This is a genomic window from Allomuricauda sp. R78024 (assembly GCF_044596045.1).
Taxonomy (GTDB): Bacteria; Bacteroidota; Bacteroidia; order Flavobacteriales; family Flavobacteriaceae; genus Flagellimonas.
Genome location: NZ_CP138995.1, coordinates 282,352 through 304,380, shown reverse-complemented (window position 1 = coordinate 304,380; position 22,029 = coordinate 282,352). Strand labels below are relative to the sequence as shown.

The window sequence follows — 22,029 nt, the reverse complement described above, 5'->3', positions numbered from 1 at the left end:
AATGAACAAAATAAGGATTCTATTCTTAACCCTTTTTGTGCTCGCTTCGTGCAGCAAGGATGATGACAACGATACTGGTAGTGACATCAAAAAAAGCGATGCAAAGTTGATTACCGCCTTTGTTTTTACAGCCGCTGAAAATGAGGTGCTTTCTACTGATGTAAAAGCGACTATAGATGAAGATGAAAAAAGAATAACTGCCGAAGTACCTTTTGGTACTGATGTCAAAGCCTTAACGCCCAGTATTACAATCTCTGAAAAAGCCAAGGTTTCGCCCGAGAACAATGCGGCAAAAGACTTTAGCCAGGCGGTAGAGTATACCGTTACGGCCGAAGATGCCAGTACTACAAAATATACTATTACCGTAGTCATAAAAGCGCCAACAGACCGACAAGTATTGATTGAACTCTACAATGTCAACCCAGATAATACCCTTGATTGGGATCTTGACGATGAGAATATGTCTAACTGGGATGGTGTTTATTCAACTGACAATATTGAGGTTGATAGCTTGATTTTCTTTGAAAAGAATTTGACAGCTTTAAACCCTGTAATCGGAAAGCTTTCCAATCTTTTGAAGCTGAATTTAGATGGCAATGACATAACCGAGCTGCCAAATGAAATAGGTGAGCTATCAAAACTAAAAGACCTATCCTTTGCTGAGAACCTGATCACGGACATACCAACTGGACTATGGAAGTTGACACAGCTTGAATCCCTATCTATGGGTGATAACTTCCTAACCGTACTTGATGCGGATATTGGAAAGCTAGAAAATTTAAAATCTTTGTTGCTTTCAGGCAATCAATTTACCAACCTGCCAGATGAGATAGGAAATCTTTTAAACCTTAAATTCTTGTCAATTTTCAACGGTAAACTAGAGAATGTACCTAGTACCATTGGTAACTTAAACAAGTTAGAAGTTCTTTATCTAACAGGAAACCAACTGGTCAATATTCCTTCAGAAATAGGTAAGCTTACCAGCCTAACTACGCTATTCGTTGAACGCAACAAGTTGAACAGTCTACCTGTTGAGATTGAAAACTTACAAAACCTAGGAGATCTGCGATTGGGAGGCAACCTATTCACCAGTTTGCCTACTGAAATAGGTGCACTGATAAATCTTGGGGTCTTATTGGCCAATAAAAATCTGTTGACCACAGTCCCTGCTTCTATTGGGAATCTTACCAAACTAAGAACATTATTGCTACAAGAGAATCAGCTTACGCTCATACCCAAGGAGATCTGTGATTTGAACATACCGAATTTCAGAATAGACACTGCCGCCGAGTGCGAACAATAGCACCCATTCAAAAAACCAAAAAAATATTCCTACAATGAAAAAGATAAAAATTCTATTTTTAAGCCTATTTGTGCTCGCTGCGTGCAGCAAAGATGATGATGACAACGGTACTGCAAAGAGCAGTGCAAAGGCCATTACCACCTTTGTGTTTACCGCTGCTGAAAATGATGCGCTTTCCGCTGATGTGAAAGCAGCCATAGACGAAGAGAAAAAGACCGTTACCGCAGAGCTTCCGGCCGGCACAGCAGTTACTTCCTTAAAACCGAGTATCACTATATCCGAGGATGCCAAAGTAACCCCAGGTGACAAGGAAGCCAAGGACTTTAGCGAGGCAGTTGCCTATACGGTCACCGCAGAGGACGGTACGGAAGTAAAGTACACCGTTACCGTTACCGTTGGCGAATCGGACGCTAAAGCGATTACTTCATTTCAGTTTTTACAGGAGGACAACGACGGTCTTTCCGAAAACATTGAGGCAGAAATAGAGGAAGCAGAAAAGACCGTTTTGGCCCGTGTCCCCTTTGGTACGGATGTGACCGCGCTAAAGCCAAGTATAAGCATCTCGGAAAAAGCAAAGGTGTCCCCGAACGATAGGGAGGCTAAGGACTTTAGCGAAGCCGTAACCTATACGGTCACGGCCGAGGATGAAACCGAGGTGACCTATACGGTTGAAGTAGAGGTGTTGAAAGATGAAAGACAGGTATTGATTGAGCTGTACAATGCCAATCCCAATAATGAATTGCGCTGGAACCTTGAAGATGAAGATATCTCCAACTGGGAAGGTGTTTTTGTGGAGAATGGCAGGGTGGTTGAATTGGATTTAAGTTCAAGATTTGTTGCTTTCAAACGTAAAGTAAGTACCATTCCAGCTTCCATAGGGGATTTAGCCAAACTTCAGGGTTTGTATCTAAGCAGCTGCATTGTGCAATTTATACCTAAGGAGATTGGCAAATTGAAGAAGCTCGAATTTTTGGATTTTTATGATAACGAGCTCATAGCCCTTCCTGCTGAAATGGGGGACTTGGAGAATCTTAAAGGGTTGGATATTTCAGATAACCAAAATTTGAGTGCAATTCCATCTGAACTTGGCAATTTGACGAACCTTACCTCATTGAATTTGAAATCTTGTTCCCTCACGGCTACCCCAACTTGGATTGGCCGCTTGACAAATCTTGAGTCACTGAGTTTGGGCAATAACACTTTGGAGACAATTCCTGAAGAAATCTGGAACCTATCAAAACTTAGAAATTTAGATTTGTTCCGTACTTTTTTAACATCCATTCCGGCCTCGATTGGAAATCTGGAAAATCTGGAAAATCTAAACTTGGCAAACAATGCTTTGACAACACTTCCCGAAGAACTATGGGATTTGACAAAACTTAGAAGGCTATATCTGCCCTCTACTTCCTTAACATCTATTTCTAACAGGATTGGCCGCTTGGAAAATCTAAGAACCCTACATCTGCACTCCAATGCATTGACAAACATTCCTGCATCCATTGGTAACCTAACCAATCTGGAAGATTTATGGATTCAAGCTAACCAAATAACAACTATCCCCAAGGAAATCTGCAATCTGAATATAGAGGATTTTAGAAAAGACGAAACCGCCGAGTGCGAACAATAGCACCCATTCAAAAAACCAAAAAAATATCCCTACAATGAAAAAGATAAACATTCTATTTTTAAGCTTATTTGTGCTCGCCTCGTGCAGCAAAGATGATGATGACAACGGTACTGCAAAGAGCAGTGCAAAGGCCATTACCGCCTTTGTGTTTACCGCTGCTGAAAATGATGCGCTTTCCGCTGATGTGAAAGCAGCCATAGACGAAGAGAAAAAGACCGTTACCGCAGAGCTTCCGGCCGGCACAGCAGTTACTTCCTTAAAACCGAGTATCACTATATCCGAGGATGCCAAAGTAACCCCAGGTGACAAGGAAGCCAAGGACTTTAGCGAGGCAGTTGCCTATACGGTCACCGCAGAGGACGGTACGGAAGTAAAGTACACCGTTACCGTTACCGTTGGCGAATCGGAAGCTAAAGCGATTACTTCATTTCAGTTTTTACAGGAGGACAACGACGGCCTTTCCGAAAACATTGAGGCAGCGATAGATGAAGCGGAAAAGACCATTTTGGCCCGTGTTCCCTTTGGTACGGATGTGACCGCGCTAAAGCCTGTTATTGAGATTTCAGCAAGGGCGAGCATTGACCCAGAAATAAAGGAAGCTGTTGATTTTAGCAAGACCGTAACCTATACGGTCACTGCCGAGGACGGCACTGAAACAAAATACACGGTTGAAGTAGAGGTGTTAAAAAGCGACAGGCAAGTGCTTATCGATATTTACAACGCCAACCCCAATAATGGTTTGGCCTGGGATCTTGAAGACGAAGATATTTCCAACTGGCGAGGGGTCACGGTTGAAAATGGAAGGGTGACGAAGTTTTCCTTATTCTTCTCTAAAATAAATATAAAAGTATTACCATCTTCTATAGGCGATTTGACCAAGCTACGATCCCTATACATTGATTCTGCTGGCTTAACCACTGTACCGCCTGAAATAGGAAAATTGAAGGATCTCCGTATCCTTTATTTTGGATTTAATAACCTCACCTCGATTCCAGATGAAATAGGACAGTTAAATAATTTAAAAGAGCTTTACCTTGAATATAATTCAGGGCTCCAACTACCCGCTTCCTTGGGAAATCTTGTAAACTTGAAGAAACTGTCAGCTAGTGATAGTAAACATACAGTCATTCCCGGTTGGATCGGTAATCTGGAAAACCTGCAACATTTAAATTTCAGTTTCAACGAAATTGAGGTTGTGCCCACTGAGATCGGGAATTTAAGAAAGTTGGACACTTTATATTTGTTTGATAATAAGATTAAAGTTTTACCCCCTGAAATTGGTAACCTGACGGCACTTAAGGACTTAGGTTTAAGGGATAATGAATTAAAAGACCTCCCTCAAGAATTTGGTAATCTTACGAGTCTTAAAGAGTTGGGTTTGGGCGATAATCAATTTACTGAAATCCCTGAGGTAATAAATGAACTCAGTGGTCTTTCCCGTTTATATTTGAACGGAAACCAGATAGATAGTGTTAGTCCTGAGTTTTTCAGCCTTACGAACCTTGATTATTTGGATTTGAGTGGAAATGCCCTGACAAGCATACCCGAAGAATTGGGACAATTGTCCCAATTAGTGGTTCTTCGTTTAAATGGTAATAAATTGCCATTTGTTCCTGATGAAATAGGTGACCTTACAGCGTTAAAGACCTTATACCTTAATGGAAACGAGCTTACCGATTTACCTTCTCAAATAGCTGGTCTTACGCAATTGGAATTCCTGTACATTCAGAACAATCAGTTGACCTCTATATTCGGACCAATCTGTGATTTGGATTTAAAAGTGTTTGAAAGGGACGATACCGTACAATGTAATTATCCATGAAAGACTTTATGATGGTATTTGCGGATTTCAGTATTGATGATACCGCCAAGTATAATAATCTGTAAAATACAAATTTGGGATGAATAGAAAACTCAAGCTTTGCTGGGCATTATTAGCGGTAGGGCTGATAGGTTGCGATGTAGATGTGGACCTGGATACCAAACCTGATTCAAAAGGAGAAATCACCATAAAGGCCTTTGGCGATAATGAAGATGGAAGCGTCAATTTAGGCGGGGAGTTTACGATAGAGGTAATAGGGACGGATTCGGACGGTGCAGAATACCTAACTGTGGACATTCCTGCTTTGAATATCACACTTCAAAACTATGGTGACCCAAAGGCTGATCAGGTGAAGGTCGACCATAGTTTCTTGGTGACCGAAATAGACAGAACGAGAGAAAGCATCATCCAAGTAACCCTTGAAGATAATGATGGGAATATTTACAGAAAAGGGTATCGATTTCAAATCAATCAAAATTAAAAAACAACAATATGAGAAATCAAAAAGTAAAGCTAGCCATAGCCGTTGGGGCGCTGGTATTTAGTGCCACAAATTTTTATGGACAATCGTATTTCAACAGTAAACCCGATCTTAAGTACCAAAAGGACGGGGTCAACTATGTTGCTTACGATTGGCATGAAACGCTCCCACAACAAGAGATTACAAGTGAGATGCACCGAAATAATATTGGAAAGATTGTTTTTTCAAATGAAAAAATTCCTTTCAGAAATGAAGATGCATCAAAGATCAAGACACGCCTTAATGTTACCGATCATATTTATGGTAGAATGTATTTGATATGCTCCATAGCCAATGACACTTTGTACAACGATCAAAGGGCGGACAAAGACCAACGAAGCGCTGGGCTGGACAAGCTGATCAAAAAAAAGAAAGTAGCGGTCACAAGAGGAGATGATGACCATAGGGATGCCTCTGCCGAATACAGGTTGTACATTAACGGAGAACTATCCAGCTGGGCCATACAAAATGTAAAGTTTACCGAAGAATCGTTGCACCATACCACACGGCAGGTTTGGTTGGCACCAAAACCCGAGGACGAACCCGTATCACGTTACTGGCTACAAGAACTGGACAAGTTGCCCGAAGGCGAGCATACTGTTCGCATAGAATATGTTCCCCAAGGTGCTAGCGTAATCAGACCCTTGGCCGCTGGTGAATTTACTTTGGTAAAAACCGGAAATGGAACGGTATCTACAGGCATTAAATATGCTGACCTAGATGAGGCACGCAAAGACCCCCAATTGGCCAAAGAAGTGATAAAGGTAATGGCCAAGGTTTATAAAGACAAAGGCTGGGATGGAACATTGAAAAAGGTGAAGTTCAATACCGATTGGAACTCTTTTTATGCCTCGTCTTATGACAAGCTATCTAGGGTCAGGGAAATTCGCTTTTATGCGTATACGACCCATGATAATGGTAAATGTTTGGTTGAAGAGTTTACGGTAGGCCAAGCCTATAATGGAGGGAAATTTTCAGGACCATTATTTTATAGAAGGGTGATTCCTGGAAGTAAACAAAGAATTGATTGCGAGTAGGCTTAGTGAATAAAAATTGCTGCAATAAAAGGTAATATAGGCATGCTGCAAAAAATAATCTCAGAATTAGTGGATGATGAAGCTTTGTTTTTAATATTAATAATACAGTTTTTACTGCTTCAAATAGTCGCTATATTAATTTTGATCAAAACCAAGCCTTGGGTGAAAAGTGACTATGCTGAACTTAAGTCCGGCATAGTTACCAGGATTGAACAAAACAAGATAACAAAGAAGTACAGAAATTCTGGACTTAGTGTTGAATTGGCAAAAGACTTGAAAACAAAGCTTCAATATTTAATGGACAACGAAAAAACCTATTTAAACCCTGAGTTGAAACTGATTGATTTAGCTTCCAAAATGGGAATCTCGGCGCATATGACATCCCAATTGATTAATCAAGAGTTTGGCGAAGACTTTAATAGATATATAAATAACTACAGGATAAAGGATGCGATTTCCATTTTTAGAAAGGGGAAGTACGGTAGTATAAGTGAAGTGCTCTTTTATGTGGGGTTCAATAATAAAACTACGTTCAATAGGGCATTCAAAAAATATACAAAAAAGACTCCTTCAGAATTCATCGAAAGCCTAAACGGTAACCATAGCATGTTATGGAAAATTTGAAATAAGCGTTGGTTTTTTGGTTATGGTTGGTGACCCACCCGGTTTTTTTTGATCGGGTGTTTTTTTGTCTTTATGAACAAATAAAAAGATGGGTAGAGAACCGATTTACAAAATGACTGGATGTTTTCTATCATTCGTGTCCTAAGGACGAAAAATTGAATACCTCATTTTGACTCTCTATTGTCTTAATATAATTAAAGCGCTGATTTTAAAATATTTATAAACTTCATTTTAATAAAAATAAGTAGTAAGGAATCATTGGTGAATGGGTATCATATTATAAAATTAGCCTTAGCGGCCTATTTCTTGTCTTTTTTTTGTCAAAAATTTTGAGAAGTAGGGTGGTAGGGAGTCAATACGGAATAAATTGATGAAACTAACGGTTTTGTTCTCATTTTAGGAAGTTTTTGAATTAGCTATCAAAGACGATCACCACTCTACAATTTCAAGTAACAGACTCATTTTAATTTACTAACTAGTTTTTTTATGAAAATCAAAAATTATTTCTTTTCAGTGTTTTTGATGTTGTCTTCAATGACAATGTTGAACGCACAAAACATGGTTCATACCGGGAAGGTAGTGGATCAAGACAGCAATCCATTGCCTGGTGTAAACGTCATTGTCAAAGGAACGTCTAACGGAACACAGACCGATTTTGATGGGAACTACAGCATAGATGTGGCCAAAGGTCAGATCTTGATTTTTACTTATTTGGGGCAAAGAACTGAGGAAATTACCGTTGGACCATCTTTGGTGATTAATGTGAAAATGGAGGAAGATGCCCAAGCGTTGAATGAAGTAGTAGTGGTAGGACTTGGACAGGTGAAGGATCCTTCAAAGCTTGCCTACTCGGTGTCAAAAGTGGATACGGACCAGGTGCTGAAGGCCAATGAAGCAGACCTTATCAATGGTTTGGCAGGAAAATCTGCAGGTATCCAAATCAACAATTCCTCTGGTTTGGCGGGAAGCTCTGCGCGGATAGTGATCAGAGGTGTCTCTTCATTGAATTTTGGTAACGAACCACTGTATGTAATTGATGGGGTACCTATTTCAAATTCAGAAAATGATTTTGATGCTACAGATCCGGACCAAGCTTTGTTTTATGGAAGCACCTCAGGGGGGTCTATCGATATCGCTCCAGAGCAAATCAAAGATATTACCATACTAAAAGGAGCTGCTGCCTCGGCTATTTATGGGTCAAGGGCTGCCAATGGTGTTATTGTAATTCAAACTAAAAAAGGAATCAAGAATTCGGCACCCCAAGTGTCGGTGCGCACGGCTACCACAATGAGCAGTATTATCGCTCCCGAATTTCAAACAGAGTATGCGCAAGGTAGGGATGGAGAATACTTTTCTGGGGAACCGGGCAGACAAACCTCATTAAATTGGGGGCCAAAAATCTCTGAATTGAATGTTCCTACTTATGACCGTTTTGAGATTTTTAGAACAGGTATTACCTATGACAACAGTGTTAGTGTAAGAGGGGGTTCAGATAAATCCTCTTACTTCGCTTCATTTTCTGCATACAATCAAAATGGGACTTTGGAAACAAGTAGTTTTGATAGGTATTCTTTTCTGTTCAACACTACGCACAATATTTCTGAAAAGTTTAAGCTGAATGCAAAGTTGAACTATGTCAATAGTTTTAATGAAAGACCCTTTGAAGGGAACGGTCAAGGTTCTATTATGTGGACCGTTGCAGGAGCGCCCATCACCTACAACCTAAGACCTTCCGTGGATGAAGACGGAAACCAAAGACTCTACAGAACCAACAGGAACAACCCTTATTATATTTTGGAAAATTCTGGGTCGGAGTATATTACAAATAGGTTTTTGCCCTCGTTGTCCTTGGAGTACAATGTTAACGATTGGATTAGCGTGAAGGGAACCGCAGGATTGGACTTTAGTTTAAACAATGGGAAGGTCTTTGAAAATAAAGGTCTATTGGGTACGTTCAGCACTGGCAGATTATTACTTGCCGATAGGAAGTCGCGTGACTTTAACGGAGAGCTTATTGTGACTCTTGATAAAGACTTCAGTGAAAAATTTACTGCGGATTATCTCCTTGGGGCAAATGTTTTTGACACTAAGGATTTCACAAGTTTTTCACAAGGCTCTTCTTTTATCATCCCCAGTTTTTATGATCTTTCCAATGCCACGGCATTGCTCACGGACGAAATCACCACAGAAAGGAGAATCGTTTCTTTCTTTGGACAGGCCAACTTTGGATTCAATGATTTTCTTTTCTTGACCCTTACGGGAAGAAATGACAAATCCTCCACCCTGCCCAAAAAGGACAACTCCTTCTTCTATTACTCAAGCAGCGTAGGGTTTGATGTGGCCAAAGCTTTTGATTTAAGAAACTGGTTGGATCGCGCAATGCTAAGAGGTTCGTATTCCAGGGTAGGAAATGACGCCCCGGCCTATGCGACAACTACCAATTTTATAAAAGCCAATCCTAGTGATGGACAGCGTGGAAACATAGATTTTCCATTCAGAGGAGTTGGGAGTTATGTGCAAAGCGCTGTTGAAGGAAACCCTTTATTGACTCCAGAATTTACCAATGAATTTGAAATAGGTGCAGACCTGCAGTTTTTTAAGAACAGATTAGGTTTGGAAGTCAGTTACTATGATAGACGTAGTGAAGACCAGATATTTAATGTTCCTCAAGATGCCACGACTGGGTTCAATGCAAAGTTTGAAAACGCTGGGTCCATCCAGAACAAGGGTATTGAAGCTACATTGAACATTACCCCAATACAAACCAAGGACTTTAGATGGGATGTAAATGTCAATTATTCCAAAAACGAAAGCGAAGTATTGGAATTGGCAGAAGGCGTAGAATCGGTAAGACTTGCAGGATTTACGAATCCTGGCATATTTATAAGAAAAGGAGAACCTTATGGAGTTATCTGGACGACACTTTACAAGCGAAATGAAAGTGGGGATTTGTTATTGGATGATAACGGTTTTCCTATACAAGGTGATGTAGGGAATGCCGGAAGTGTACTTCCTAAATGGACCGGAGGAGCCACCACAAGTTTTGAATATAAGGGGCTTGCACTTTCCGTGGTTATGGATATGAGGGTAGGGGGTAAAATATTTAACCTAGATGAGAACTACAACACTTTCTATGGTACCTCAATCCTAACAGCTAATCGAGAAAAGGATGTGGTTATTAAGGGAGTAAGGGAATCTGATGGTCAACCCAACACGGTCGCTATCAAAAAAGATTTCACATACTGGAACCAATACGCTCAATTGGAAGAGTTTGTGCAGAAAACGGATTTCATCAAACTTCGGAATGTCACCTTAGCCTATAATATGCCTAAAAAATCGTTGCAAAAGCTGGGAATTGGACTTAGTGGAGCCCGATTTGGTTTTTCAGGAAGAAATCTATGGATTAAAAAGCACGACTCATTTACAGGCGCAGATCCAGAACTAAGTCTATACGGGAGTGGAAATGGACAGGGCTTGACCAATTTTCAAATTCCGACAAACAAGAGCTATTCATTAACGTTAAACTTAACTTTTTAAGCATGAAAAATTTGTATTCAACATATTTAAAACCAAGCACTATACTGCTATTGGCGCTGCTATTACAGGGATGTTCAGATTATTTGGATATTAATACCAATCCCGATTCTCCTTCTGATTCCCAGGTTACAGAAGAAGTGTTGTTGCCAGGAATACTTTCTGGGTTTTCTTACGAGTTGGTTGGGGGATATTTTGCAAGAACATCAAGCCTGTGGACAGCACAAGTGGCCGTTACAGGAGAGAGCAGAGGGTTATCCACATTAGTACTTCAGGACACGGATGTGAACAACTCATGGGAGTTTTCACTATATACCAGTGTGCTAAAGAATGCAAAACTCCTTGAGCAAAAAGCAGAAATCAATGAAAATATCGGCTACGCTGGACTTGCCAAGGTAATACAGGCCTATGCACTTTCGATTATAGCAGATTTTTGGGATGCTGCACCTTGGAGCCAAGCTTTTGATCCTAGTATTGGAAAGCCAAGCTTTGATAGTCAAGAAGATCTCTATTTGGCCATAGATACATTACTTGAAGATGGTATTACCGAACTTGTCGGGGCAATGGAGTCATCAGAAACTATAGAAGGAGATATACTCTATGGAGGTGACCTGTTAAAATGGAGAGAAATGGCTTATGCCTTAAGAGCTAGGTATGCCATGAGATTGGTATATGCCAAAGGGCAGGGGCAAGCGGATTTGGCGATAGGGTATGTGGAGAAATCTTTCTCTTCAAATGACGGTAATGCCAGTTTTGTTTTTGAAGATAAAGAGAGTGCCAACAATCCTTGGGTTCAATGGGAAGATAAATGGACTGATGTGTTTATCAATAAGTTTATGGTAGAGTTGATGGAGTCGAATCAGGATCCCCGTTTGAGCGCATATGCCTTACAACAGACAGATGGTAACATTGTTGGTGGTGAAAACGGTACAGTGATCCAATTGAATGGAACCTCGCAGGTTTCTATCCGCACAGCTGTTGGAGCTTTGAATGCTAATACATATTTTGTGGAGAATGATTCTTCAGTGAATTGGTTTTCCTTTGATGAACTCATGTTTATAGCTGCAGAGGGTTATTTGTTTAAAGGAGATTATGGCAACGCTGAGTTGTTTATGAAGCGGGGTGTAAGGGCAAACCTTGAAAAGATAGCTTCCCAAGGTGTTTTGACATTTGACGATTCTGATATCGACGATTATCTTAACAGCATCATTTTTCCTACAACTTTTGAAGCAGGGCAGAAAATGATTATTGAGCAAAAATATATTGCTGGATTTTTACAGATTGAACCCTATAACGATTATCGTAGAACTGGATATCCTGAAGTACCCTTGCCGGTAACAGCGTTTAATAATCAAATTCCGGAAAGATTCCCGTATCCAACAAATCCAATATTAAATAACACAGAGAATGTTCCAGATGTGAATTACGTCACCGATAAGGTTTGGTGGAATCAGAAGTAGTTTGTTTTAGGTTGAGTTGATTAATCCCATCTTTTAAAGATGGGGTTTTTCTTTTTACAATGTTATATTTTGGAACACATCATAGATTTTTAAAATCGAAAAATGATTTTTTCACGAATCGGGTTATCCTGCAAGGTTTATTTTAGGGAGCAAAAATTGAACAAACACGATTTAAACCACGACAAGGAATTTGTTCAGTTTTACAATGATTTGCTTAAAGAGTTGGATTTAGAAAATCATGTAATTCAAAAAGTTATGGAGTTAAATGGACAAGTGCGCCAGCTTAAATAAGATTGGAAACTATAGCACCACAAACAATTCAACAAAAAGCAAATTGGATACCAAAGAAAGGTCGCGCAAGCTGAAAATAAGTGCAAAAAACCACCACAGTCCATAAGGACTACTCAAAACTGTTATCACTAAAAAACTAAAGATGTCAAAAACAAAATTTTGGAAACAATTATTACAGTTTATTACAGTGCTATTGTCCGTATTGTTCTTAAGGGAGTATATGATAGGGCAGCTATTGAAAAATGGAGCTGTGGATTATAGCACCCATATGATGCTGGGTTTTTTTTCAAATATTGTTTTAACTCTTTTTTCTTTGTATTTCATAAAGAACAACAAGCTTGGTAAACTGGCAGGTTTAAAGGGAACTAGAACGCAAAAGTGGTTTCTTTTAATATTCCCCCTGGTTTATCTAGTACTGCTTAATATTATGGTCATGGATACCATACCTACTGACAACTTACTAATAAATTGCGCCACGCTCGCTGTCTATGTCATTTCCATAGGTTTCGCTGAAGAACTTAGCATCAGAGGGTTTTTGCAGTCGCATTTAATCAAACATTTTGGAGGTACATCAAAAAAGGCAAGACTTGCGGTATTCGCCAGTGCTTTATTTTTTGGGCTGGTACACCTTGTAAAATTTGACAAGGGAATTTATGGTGAATTGTCGCAAGTGGCGTTTGCCACTTTTATTGGTGTTATGTTCGGAATGCTGCTTTTAGTCACAAAGAGGTTGTACCCTATTATCGCTATTCATGCTATTATAGATTTTGTGGCCAAACTTGATGCTATGGGTATGCCTATAAATGAGAAAGTAACAGAAGCCATGTCGCTAACCAATGCTGTCTTCATAATGATACTGGTGTTGCCTTGTCTTATTTATGGTATTTTTCTTATGAAAAGATATAAGATTTGAGTTGCGGCCTAGTCTTCCCTATTTTTCTTGTTCAATAAATCAAGTGCTTTCAATATTAAAGGGTCTACATTGTTTTTTATATCCATGGGTTCGTTTAATAGTTTTATATCTGGTTGTACACCAATACCCTCGAGATTTTTCATTTCAGTGGAAAAATATTGTTGATGGGACAAGGTTGCAAACCAGCCATTGGGCAGTTTAAAACCATACATGTCGGAAAAAATCCCACTAGTCCGGTCGCCAATGACAGTCACGTACGGAAGCTCTTTCATCATCAAAGCAAAAACGTCTGCGGCGCTTGCGGTGTGGTCACTTGTTAAGATGATAATGGGTTTGGTAAATTGTAACTTGCCCGAGGGTCTTAAATACTTCGTTTTTAATCTGCGGTAGGTATTTTTCCCTTTTTTTCGCTGGTGCTTATAGTATGCAATTCTTTTTTTATCAGCGAATCTTCCAGAGATTTTATGGGAGTTCAAATCCATTCCTCCACCATTGGTCCTAACATCTATAATCACACCCTGTTTATTGACAAATTCTTTTAGAGCCTTGTCCAAAAACTTTCCTAATTCGCCAAACTTAAAACCTTGCATAGCTGAGATTAGCAAGTACCCGTAATCATCGGATACTGAATATCGTATGAGTTGGCTTTTAGATAGTTTAAATTGCCTGAAACTGTTTTCTACTAGTGTGGCTTTTGTAGTTTCAAAAAGTTGGTAAACATTTGGCTGTGTTTCTCTTGTTGTTGCAAACTTTGTTGTTAAAGCACTTGGGGCGGCATCGTCGCTTTGGCGAATAACCTTACCCCTTTTATGATTGATAAGATTGACATGGCCATCTTTCAATTCGCTGAGCATGTCATTACACACGCTGAACAAACTGTCGTTGGTGGTGTTGATACCTATTAACGGTCTATATTGGTCATAAACCATTTTCCAATCAACTTTCTTATACTCAAAAGAGGCATATCTCTTGTCAAATTTACGCCATAGATGTTCAAAGTTTTTTGCTGGTTTTTGAACTCTATAATCTTGTGCAATAATGTAGTTGCTAACGGCTATAACAAAAAAGTACGTCAAAAGTTTTTTCATTTATCTCTGAAGTTTGAACAGTTTAACTTATAATAGTTCAAGAAAGAAAATTATGTAAGGGATTATTCGTCAAATAGTACTTATTGTTAAAATGATATGGTTATTACACCTTAATAAGAACTATTTGACGAAAGGGAATTTGAACAGTTGGTTATATTTAGGAATTCTATTTTGTGCAATAGCAGTTTGGCTAGGCCTCCTGATTCCTTCAAGGCTATGAGTAAGAGTATAGTTGATTATTAGAAATCAAAATAGTCTTCTATTTATGAAAACAATGAAAAGAACAAATAATAATTTAAACATAAAATTTATTCTTGGCCGACTACTTTTTGTGCTGGTATTTGGTGCAATAAATGCACAGGAAAAACAGACGAATTCAGCCGAAAAATATATGGATGTGCATAAAGTGTATGGAAAAGCTGTTTGCCCAATCCCGAAAGATAGTTTGAAACACTTTGTTTATTTTTCCAGGGACAGGGAATCCATAAAAGAACATATGTTTTTGTCTCACCCGCGGTTTGACGGAGCACAAATAATGTATTCTTGGAGGCAGCTGGAACCGACAAGGGATAGTTATGATTTTTCAGTCATTAAGGAGGATATTGCATATCTGAAAAAAAATGGTAAGAGCTTGTTCATCCAATTGCAGGATGCCACTTTTAACACAAAATATAAAGCAATCCCAAGTTACCTTACTACCGAAGAATTTAATCAGGGGGCTACATTGCAGTACAATGATAATAATGAACCAGAAGGTTGGGTTTCAAGGAGGTGGAACGAAAGTGTGCAAAATCGGTTTGCGTTGCTATTGAAAGCTCTTGGTAAAGAGTTTGATGGTATTATAGCAGGAATAAATCTACAGGAAACGTCTATTGGGGTTAAACAAGAAACTGACAAAAGTTTCTCGGAAGAGGCTTATGTAGAGGGGTTAAAGAAGAATATGTCAGCAATGAGGAAAGCTTTTCCGGAATCGATTACCTTAATTTATGCAAATTTTATTCCAGGAGAATGGCTTCCTTTTAAAGATATGGGCTACCTCAAGGAAATTTATCGATATGGGGAGGAAATAGGTGTGGGGCTTGGTGCTCCGGATTTAATGCCAGATAGAAAAGGACAGCTGAACCATGCCTTGGCGTTGATGCACGAAGGTCAGTTTTCAGTGCCATTGGGCATTGCAGTTCAGGATGGAAATTATATTGGAAAAACTGGTTCTGACTTGGATTACGAGGAAGATTTAGACTTTGGCAAAAGTAATAGGAAAAACAGAGTTCCTTTGCTCCACGCATTTGCAAAGCATTTTCTGAGGGTGAATTATATGTTTTGGTCCAATCAATCCCCCTATATTGAGGAGGATGTTTTAAGTTGTTATCATTGATTGACAGCACTTTTGTTCCCACATGGCTCTTTAAATTATTTGTTGGAGCTGAGTGTACATTTTTTACCTTCAATAAATTTTAATGACGCTCCCAAATCCTGTCTTGGAAAGCTTTTAAGAACAATATTGAAAAATCATATTATTTCTGAGCCTTTCGGAGATCAAGCTTTTATAAAGGGTTTACGCTTAAAACTTTATAGAAAGGTGTTGAAAATTTACTACAAGCTATCTATAAAGGATTGCTCAGTTCGCCATTTCAACAACTGGGAGTTATTTTTGGTTTTCTGAAGTAACTCCATAACGCGATTTAATGCTTGCTGCATCCTTAGTTTTCTGGCTGAATTTGGAATAGATTGCACGTTTTCCTTCAACTGAATGTAGGCAGTTGAAGTTGATGTATAGGCATTCTTATATTGTTTTAAATGCATTTGAACTTCGCCAAGAAGGGATTTTGTGTTGGAAGTTGTCCAAGATTTTGGCGCCGTATTTTGTCGAATTGAAAGTGTCTCTTTTAACACAACTTCTGCTTTTTCATAAGCTCCAATGTCTTTTAATTGAATACCAATATAAATGAGTTCTCCCGCCCGCTCTTCTGAGGACAAATCATTTCTTTTGTTTAGTTGCGCTCGTTTTTGATCTGAAATTTCGATATAGCCTTGTATATCCTTAGCTTCAATCAAAGCTTCACCTAGGCTGGTAGAAGGCATCAAAAGAATTTGGGTGCTCACCATAATTAAATTTGAAAACCTCAATTGCATCTAGTAACTGATTTTGCTCCTTTAAATTATTCCCAATTTGATTAAAGAAACTTTCAATTCCATATATAAAATGATGATTCTTTTGGTTGCTTTCTTTTTGGGAAATGTAGGCATTTAGAATAGCTTTAACGCCATTATCTTTATAAATCTCTTTTAATTTTTCCAGCAAGACACTTTCACAATTGTATGTATGGTTTTTAGAAAGCTTCCAACTCAACCATTCGCATTCTAAATGTCGATAAACATTTCTATGACTTCCCCCATTGGTGAGCATTACAAAACCATCACCTGAAATTCGGTCAACTTTAAAGTAAGCGTTCCATCCATAGTTGTTGCCTTCGTGCCCAACTAACATCATTATGCCATCTTTGATGAGGTCGACTTGATAACCAAGCCCTGTTTCATTTGAATTTGGGACTAGGCCTGTCATTAAATCAACGGTTTCAGGTTTAATTACAGATTGATATTTGTTACGGTTAAACAGTTTCCGTGCATGTTTGCCATCCAAACTGGCTAATGCAAAGCGACTTAAATCATTTAAATTGGAGTGCGCTCCCGCCGCAGCCTTTGCTGTGAATAAAACCAGGGGTATAACTTCCCCAGATTCATTATGAGCCAGAGAGGAATTAGATAATATAGAATCGCTGATAGTGAATGAAGTGGAATTCATACCCAAAGGGTTAAAAATCTCTTTTTCCATATAGACTTCGAAGGGGAGATTGGTTACCTCCTCAATGATCAATTGTAGTGCTGTTATACCTCCTCCGGAATAGCGGAAACCCATCCCTGGTTGTTGAATAATACGAACACTCTCGTTGGTATTGGATTTTCCCAAAAGGACTTGCTCAATAGTGGGGAGGTGGTCTTTTTCGGTATAACCGGGAAAACCGTGCACGGATAACCCGGCGGTGTGGCCCAATACCAGTCTGATAGTAACACTGTCCTTGGAAAACTCTGATTCGGGCAAATGCCAACGGGTTAAATAGTTTTCAATGGGGTCATCCAGCCTAATTTTCCCCTGTTCCACTAATTTTAGTACTCCCCAAGCTGTTAGTGTTTTAGAAATGGAACCAATATTAAAGCCTGTCTCTTCGGTAATTGAAATTTGATTTTTCAAATCCGCATAGCCGTATCCCTTCTTGAAAACAATCGCCCCATTTTCAATAAGGGCAAAGGCCGCCCCTGGTACACCCATTAAATCCAACCATTGAGGTATTTGTGTGTCAATTTGATCTAAGAATTCACCATAAGGAGTATGCATACTTATACTCTCAGTGTTTGTTTTAACCTCTTCGGAAATATTTGATGTTTTTTTTTGATCGGCACAGCTTGCAATTAAAGTCAAGGAGACAGCAATGATAAATTGTTTGGTGTTGGTTTTCATTTTGGTTTGACCCTCTTAATTATGAACAATTGAAGTTAATAACACATGCTTCATTGTTCTTCGGTATGAGACATTGTGTTAACTTTTGCGCTTAGATAATCCGAAATTGCCCGATATGGATAACCTCCATATCCGCGATTTGCGAATTGAACAATTATTATGTTCTGGCTGGGATTTACATAGAGTCGTTGCCCTCTTAGGCCTTCAGCGGAAAAATCTCCCTCAAAATTTTCCTGTGGCAACCACCAATAGTATTGATGCGTGGCCTTTTGCCTGCCCTTGGAGGTGTTTGTCCCATTTTCTGGATGAATGGAAATACTTTGGGCAATCCAATCCGAAGACAGGATTTGGGTAGAGTCCCGCCTTCCATTTTTTATCAGGAGTCTCCCCACTTTGGCCAAATCGATTGCAGTACATTGAAAACTACTGGGCGAGTTTTCAAGACCATCAACTTGGTCTACTCCCCAACTTGCATTGTATTCTGCTCCAATAGGCTCCCATATTTCCTGTTGAAAGAAATCTGAAACGTACATGCCTGTAGCGCTCTCAATCGCCCACGTTAAAATCAATGGGTCCAGATTGCTATATTTCCACCTCTGTCCCGACAAGGTGTCCGAAGTAACATGCAGTAAATCCTTTTTTAGAGTACTGGTGTAAAAAAACCTTGCTTCATCACAGAAGAGGTCTGAAATAAGCCCGCCTCCTGCGCGCTTGAATTTCAATCCTGATTTCATGTTTAAAAGGTTTGCGACACTTAGGTTTTGGACGTCCGTATTGCTCCTAAATTGGGGTATGAAATCAGTTATATATTGCTTGGGGCTATCTATAAAACCCAACTCTATTGCCTTGCCGGTTAAGAGGGAGATCATTGACTTTCCTATTGAAAATGTGTTAGACACTGTGCTTCGCTGATAGTTGCTACCATATTTTTCATAGATAAGTGTGTCATTTCTAACTACAAGAAAGGCCAGTAGTCCGCCTGATTCAAAGTAGTGGGAAAAAGGCACCGTTTCTCCTTCGCCATTTTCAACATGTAGTGTATCAAGATTATCTTGGAGTTGGGTTTTTTCCGGGAAGACAAATGGGTTTGAGCTTTTTTCCATTTTCCTTACTGGAAAGTGTTCGTAGGTTTTTACTCCGGGTTGTTGAAATCTGATAATTCTAAAAATTTGCGGATTCACTTTACACAAAAGAATCACCACAATAGAAAAGCAGAATACAATAGTTAAAATGATTTTTCTTAACATTTGAAAGGTTCCTACGATTTAATTTTTTGATTAAAACCTGTAACCAACACTAAGGCCAAGTCTATACACACTATCGTGGTCCGTTTCTTTTGCATTGAACAAAAGGCGTCCCAACCCTATATTGCCTTCAAACACAAATCCGCTTTTGGTCACCCATTTGCTTCCAAAACCAATACCAGGCGCAAAATCAATACTGTCGGAACCTTCGTCTTGAATAAAGTCGCCATTTGTATTGGTCAATTGTTTTCCATCAATTGAGCTTAAAGTTCCAAATCCTTCAATGAAAAAACCTGAAGCATATTTTTTTCCGAAATACCATCGGTAATAGGAAGTAATAAAATAGTTTACATCGATATCTTTGGAGGGGTCTTGATTGAAGGGTACAAAAACAGAACCTCCAAGCGATGATTTTTTGTTGAGATTTCTATCATAACTTATCTCAAAGGCACCGGAAACCGCTCTAAGAACGTTTAGTTTTATATCATTCTGTTTTTCATATGGATTTGCAATGCTACTTCGGGTGTCTTGTGCTTGGATTGTAAAAAAGGACAATAGCATGAGGACAATTAGTAAACTATATTTCATTATAGATTTGACTTTTGTAGTTAAAACTCGCTCACTGCGAATGGTTCTGTTTGTTGATGAATCTTGCGAAGAGGGGAAAGTATTGTCTTTTTCTTTAATGGAATCGTCAAAAAATACTTTTTATACTTCTTCTTACTTAGGTTATTTCTTGGGCATCTGGAGTGAAAATAAGTCCTTGTGGTTTTCCAAAAAAGGGAGATGTTTCTCCTGATTTGAGTGGTTTTAACTTTTGAGGGACCATAGGATATATTATTTTTAATACTATAAAACTTTAGAGATTTCAAAAAGAATCTTTTATCTACATCTAATTAAAGGCACATTAATCGGATAATAAATCGAATTTATTCTTTTAAAGTATTGAATAACAATTTTGTAGACTTCTTGGTTCGAGCCCAAGAGGGGGAGCTTAATGAAAGAAAGCCATCTACGAAAGTAGGTGGCTTTTTCTTTTTACAAAAAGAATTTTGGCTAGTTCAAACTACCTTTCCAAAAACTCAAATGGGTCTTAACCTCAGAATCATACCGCCGTCAACACCAATATAGATAAGACCATCTGGCCCCTGTTTAACCACTCGTATTCTTCTTCCAAAGTCTTCTAACAATCGTTCTTCATGAACTACCTTACCATTTTCAAGGACCAATCTGTTTAAATGCGTGAGTGCCATTGCACCAATAAATAAGTTGCCTTTCCATTGTTTAAAGGGGTCTCCAGAATAAAACTCCATACCACTTGGTGCTATAGATGGTGCGTAATAATAATTGGGCTGTTCCATTCCTTCTTTATGGGTAATTCCCTCTCCGATTGGAGTATCATCATAGTCTATGCAATGGCATATTATTGGCCATCCATAGTTAAGTCCTGGTTTAATAAGATTTAGCTCGTCCCCACCTTTTGGTCCATGTTCATGGAGCCAGAGTTTATTGGTTTTGGGATGTAATGTTAGCCCTTGAGGGTTTCTGTGCCCAAGGCTCCATATTTCTGGTTTTGCATTCTTTGTGCCGACAAAAGGGTTGTCGTTTGGTATTTGTCCATCCTCAAAAATGCGTATTACTTTTCCTAAATGATTGTTCAAGGTCTGCGCTGAATCTTTAAGGTCATAGCGGTCACCCATGGTAAAAAACAAATAACTATCCTTTATGACCATCCTAGAACCATAATGGCTTGCCGATTTATAGAATGGATATGCGGTAAAAATGCGCTCTACATTTACTAACGAATCTCCTTTGAGTTTTCCTCGTTCAATGGCCATGGAACTGCTAATACTATCTCCAAAGGAGTGTGAAAAATATAGCCATCCATTTTGTTTATAATTGGGGTGAAGTAGTATGTCCAAGGCACCACCATCTCCCTTGCAATAAGATTCAGGCACTCCTTTGAGCACTTTTTTTTCTCCAGAGCGAATGTCTACCAATAGGATCTGTCCCGCAAACCTGTTGGTGACCAACATTTTTCCATTAGGTAAAAACGACATACCAAAAGGAACTCGGATACTATCAATTACTTTTTCTAGCTTAAAATTGACTTCTTCGCTTTCAAAAGTCCAAGCTTCCTTACCATCTGCACAACTAAAAAAAAGAAGTGGCAATGCAACAAAAGCCATTAACAAATAGAAATGTTTTTTATATTTCATAAACCATTAATTAAGAACTGTTTGGTTAGAAATATCTATTATTGTTTTGATGTTAGCTGTGGAATTTAAATAGTACTATGATGGATTTATAAATTGATTAAACCCATTTAACTTTAAAAACCCCTTTTGCAAAAAGATTACCTTTATAGAGGTATTCTATGTAAAATGAAAGAAGAACTTTTAAAGACCTTTGGGACTCAATTTGAAGAGCTCCTTATTGATGAAATTGCTTCAGTTGGTAGGCTAATTGAAGTACCAGCGGGAGAAACCATAATGGATATTGGCAACTATGTAAGAGCAATGCCCTTATTGTTGTCAGGGGCCATTAAAGTATTACGAGAAGATGATGAGGGTGATGAATTGCTCCTGTATTATTTAGAGCAAGGAGATACCTGTTCCGTAACTATGGCTTGTTGTATGGGGCAGACAAAAAGCGAGATTAGGGCCATTACAGAAACCGAAGCAAAAATAGTTATGGTGCCCGTACCTAAAATGGAGGAATGGATGGCAAAATACAAAGGATGGCGTAACTATGTTTTTGAAAGTTATCATAACCGCTTGAACGAATTGCTACATACCGTAGATAGCATTGCATTCAAAAATTTGGACCAACGTTTGGTAGCATACCTTAAAAAGAAAGCGCAGCTAACAAATGATGATTGCATTCAAAATACGCACCAAGAGATAGCGTATGATTTGCACACTTCTAGAGTTGTGGTTTCTAGACTATTAAAAAAACTGGAAAAAATGAAAAAATTGGTGTTGCATAGGAGCCATATCCAACTAATCGATTTATAAGTTTGTGTCTTTTGTTACCGTAATTAACTACT

General features: G+C 38.8%; 18 protein-coding genes. 12 read left to right on the top strand and 6 right to left on the bottom strand.

Going from position 1 to position 22,029, the window contains the following annotated elements; genetic code table 11:
- The first annotated feature begins 1 nt into the window (after position 1).
- The 10 genes from SJY44_RS01305 (at position 2) to SJY44_RS01260 (ending at position 13,131) form a co-directional block, all read left to right on the top strand.
- Positions 2-1,303, top strand: coding sequence for a DUF5018 domain-containing protein (locus SJY44_RS01305; protein ID WP_396590951.1), 1,302 nt, complete (start codon positions 2-4; stop codon positions 1,301-1,303).
- A gap of 34 nt (positions 1,304-1,337) precedes the next feature.
- Positions 1,338-2,930 (top strand): leucine-rich repeat domain-containing protein, encoded by a 1,593-nt coding sequence (locus SJY44_RS01300; protein WP_396590950.1) that lies wholly within the window; start codon positions 1,338-1,340, stop codon positions 2,928-2,930.
- 34 nt (positions 2,931-2,964) lie between these two features.
- Positions 2,965-4,752, top strand: coding sequence for a leucine-rich repeat domain-containing protein (locus SJY44_RS01295; RefSeq protein WP_396590949.1), 1,788 nt, complete (start codon positions 2,965-2,967; stop codon positions 4,750-4,752).
- A gap of 79 nt (positions 4,753-4,831) precedes the next feature.
- Entirely contained in the window at positions 4,832-5,233 is a 402-nt protein-coding gene (locus tag SJY44_RS01290) for a hypothetical protein (RefSeq protein ID WP_396590948.1), read from the top strand.
- 11 nt (positions 5,234-5,244) lie between these two features.
- Positions 5,245-6,309: a hypothetical protein gene (locus SJY44_RS01285; protein ID WP_396590947.1), complete on the top strand. Its 1,065-nt coding sequence runs from the start codon at positions 5,245-5,247 to the stop codon at positions 6,307-6,309.
- A 42-nt stretch (positions 6,310-6,351) separates the two neighbouring features.
- Positions 6,352-6,933 carry a helix-turn-helix domain-containing protein gene (locus tag SJY44_RS01280; RefSeq protein ID WP_396590946.1) on the top strand — a complete coding sequence of 194 codons (582 nt, stop codon included), beginning with the start codon at positions 6,352-6,354 and terminating at the stop codon, positions 6,931-6,933.
- Positions 6,934-7,419: 486 nt separating this feature from the next.
- Positions 7,420-10,470, top strand: a complete 3,051-nt coding sequence (locus SJY44_RS01275) for a SusC/RagA family TonB-linked outer membrane protein (protein ID WP_396590945.1) — start codon at positions 7,420-7,422, stop codon at positions 10,468-10,470.
- Between the two features lie 2 nt (positions 10,471-10,472).
- Complete coding sequence (locus tag SJY44_RS01270) at positions 10,473-11,927, top strand: SusD/RagB family nutrient-binding outer membrane lipoprotein (protein WP_396590944.1); 1,455 nt, start codon at positions 10,473-10,475, stop codon at positions 11,925-11,927.
- Positions 11,928-12,029: 102 nt separating this feature from the next.
- The gene (locus tag SJY44_RS01265; RefSeq protein WP_396590943.1) at positions 12,030-12,218 is read left to right on the top strand and encodes a hypothetical protein; all 189 of its coding nucleotides are present in this window, start codon (positions 12,030-12,032) and stop codon (positions 12,216-12,218) included.
- Between the two features lie 142 nt (positions 12,219-12,360).
- Positions 12,361-13,131: a CPBP family intramembrane glutamic endopeptidase gene (locus SJY44_RS01260; protein WP_396590942.1), complete on the top strand. Its 771-nt coding sequence runs from the start codon at positions 12,361-12,363 to the stop codon at positions 13,129-13,131.
- An 8-nt stretch (positions 13,132-13,139) separates the two neighbouring features.
- Here SJY44_RS01260 and SJY44_RS01255 read toward each other — a convergent pair whose 3' ends face one another.
- The gene (locus SJY44_RS01255) at positions 13,140-14,219 is read right to left on the bottom strand and encodes a S41 family peptidase (RefSeq protein WP_396590941.1); all 1,080 of its coding nucleotides are present in this window, start codon (positions 14,217-14,219) and stop codon (positions 13,140-13,142) included.
- Between the two features lie 265 nt (positions 14,220-14,484).
- On the opposite strand from SJY44_RS01255, the gene SJY44_RS01250 reads away from it, so the two are divergent.
- Complete coding sequence (locus SJY44_RS01250) at positions 14,485-15,594, top strand: hypothetical protein (protein WP_396590940.1); 1,110 nt, start codon at positions 14,485-14,487, stop codon at positions 15,592-15,594.
- A 218-nt stretch (positions 15,595-15,812) separates the two neighbouring features.
- On the opposite strand, the gene SJY44_RS01245 is transcribed toward SJY44_RS01250, so the two are convergent.
- From SJY44_RS01245 to SJY44_RS01225, 5 genes are all read right to left on the bottom strand, one after another.
- Positions 15,813-16,301 carry a hypothetical protein gene (locus SJY44_RS01245; RefSeq protein WP_396590939.1) on the bottom strand — a complete coding sequence of 163 codons (489 nt, stop codon included), beginning with the start codon at positions 16,299-16,301 and terminating at the stop codon, positions 15,813-15,815.
- A complete protein-coding gene (locus SJY44_RS01240) occupies positions 16,279-17,736 on the bottom strand; it encodes a serine hydrolase domain-containing protein (protein WP_396590938.1) in 1,458 nt (485 codons plus the stop codon). Before SJY44_RS01240 ends, SJY44_RS01245 begins: the two co-directional genes overlap by 23 nt.
- Positions 17,737-17,786: 50 nt before the next feature.
- Positions 17,787-18,839 carry a serine hydrolase domain-containing protein gene (locus SJY44_RS01235; protein ID WP_396590937.1) on the bottom strand — a complete coding sequence of 351 codons (1,053 nt, stop codon included), beginning with the start codon at positions 18,837-18,839 and terminating at the stop codon, positions 17,787-17,789.
- Positions 18,840-19,013: 174 nt separating this feature from the next.
- Positions 19,014-19,568 carry a DUF3575 domain-containing protein gene (locus SJY44_RS01230; RefSeq protein ID WP_396590936.1) on the bottom strand — a complete coding sequence of 185 codons (555 nt, stop codon included), beginning with the start codon at positions 19,566-19,568 and terminating at the stop codon, positions 19,014-19,016.
- A 494-nt stretch (positions 19,569-20,062) separates the two neighbouring features.
- Positions 20,063-21,199 (bottom strand): PQQ-dependent sugar dehydrogenase, encoded by a 1,137-nt coding sequence (locus SJY44_RS01225; protein ID WP_396590935.1) that lies wholly within the window; start codon positions 21,197-21,199, stop codon positions 20,063-20,065.
- 165 nt (positions 21,200-21,364) lie between these two features.
- Between SJY44_RS01225 and SJY44_RS01220 the strand changes: the two genes are divergently transcribed.
- Positions 21,365-21,997: a Crp/Fnr family transcriptional regulator gene (locus SJY44_RS01220; RefSeq protein ID WP_396592107.1), complete on the top strand. Its 633-nt coding sequence runs from the start codon at positions 21,365-21,367 to the stop codon at positions 21,995-21,997.
- Positions 21,998-22,029: the final 32 nt, after the last annotated feature.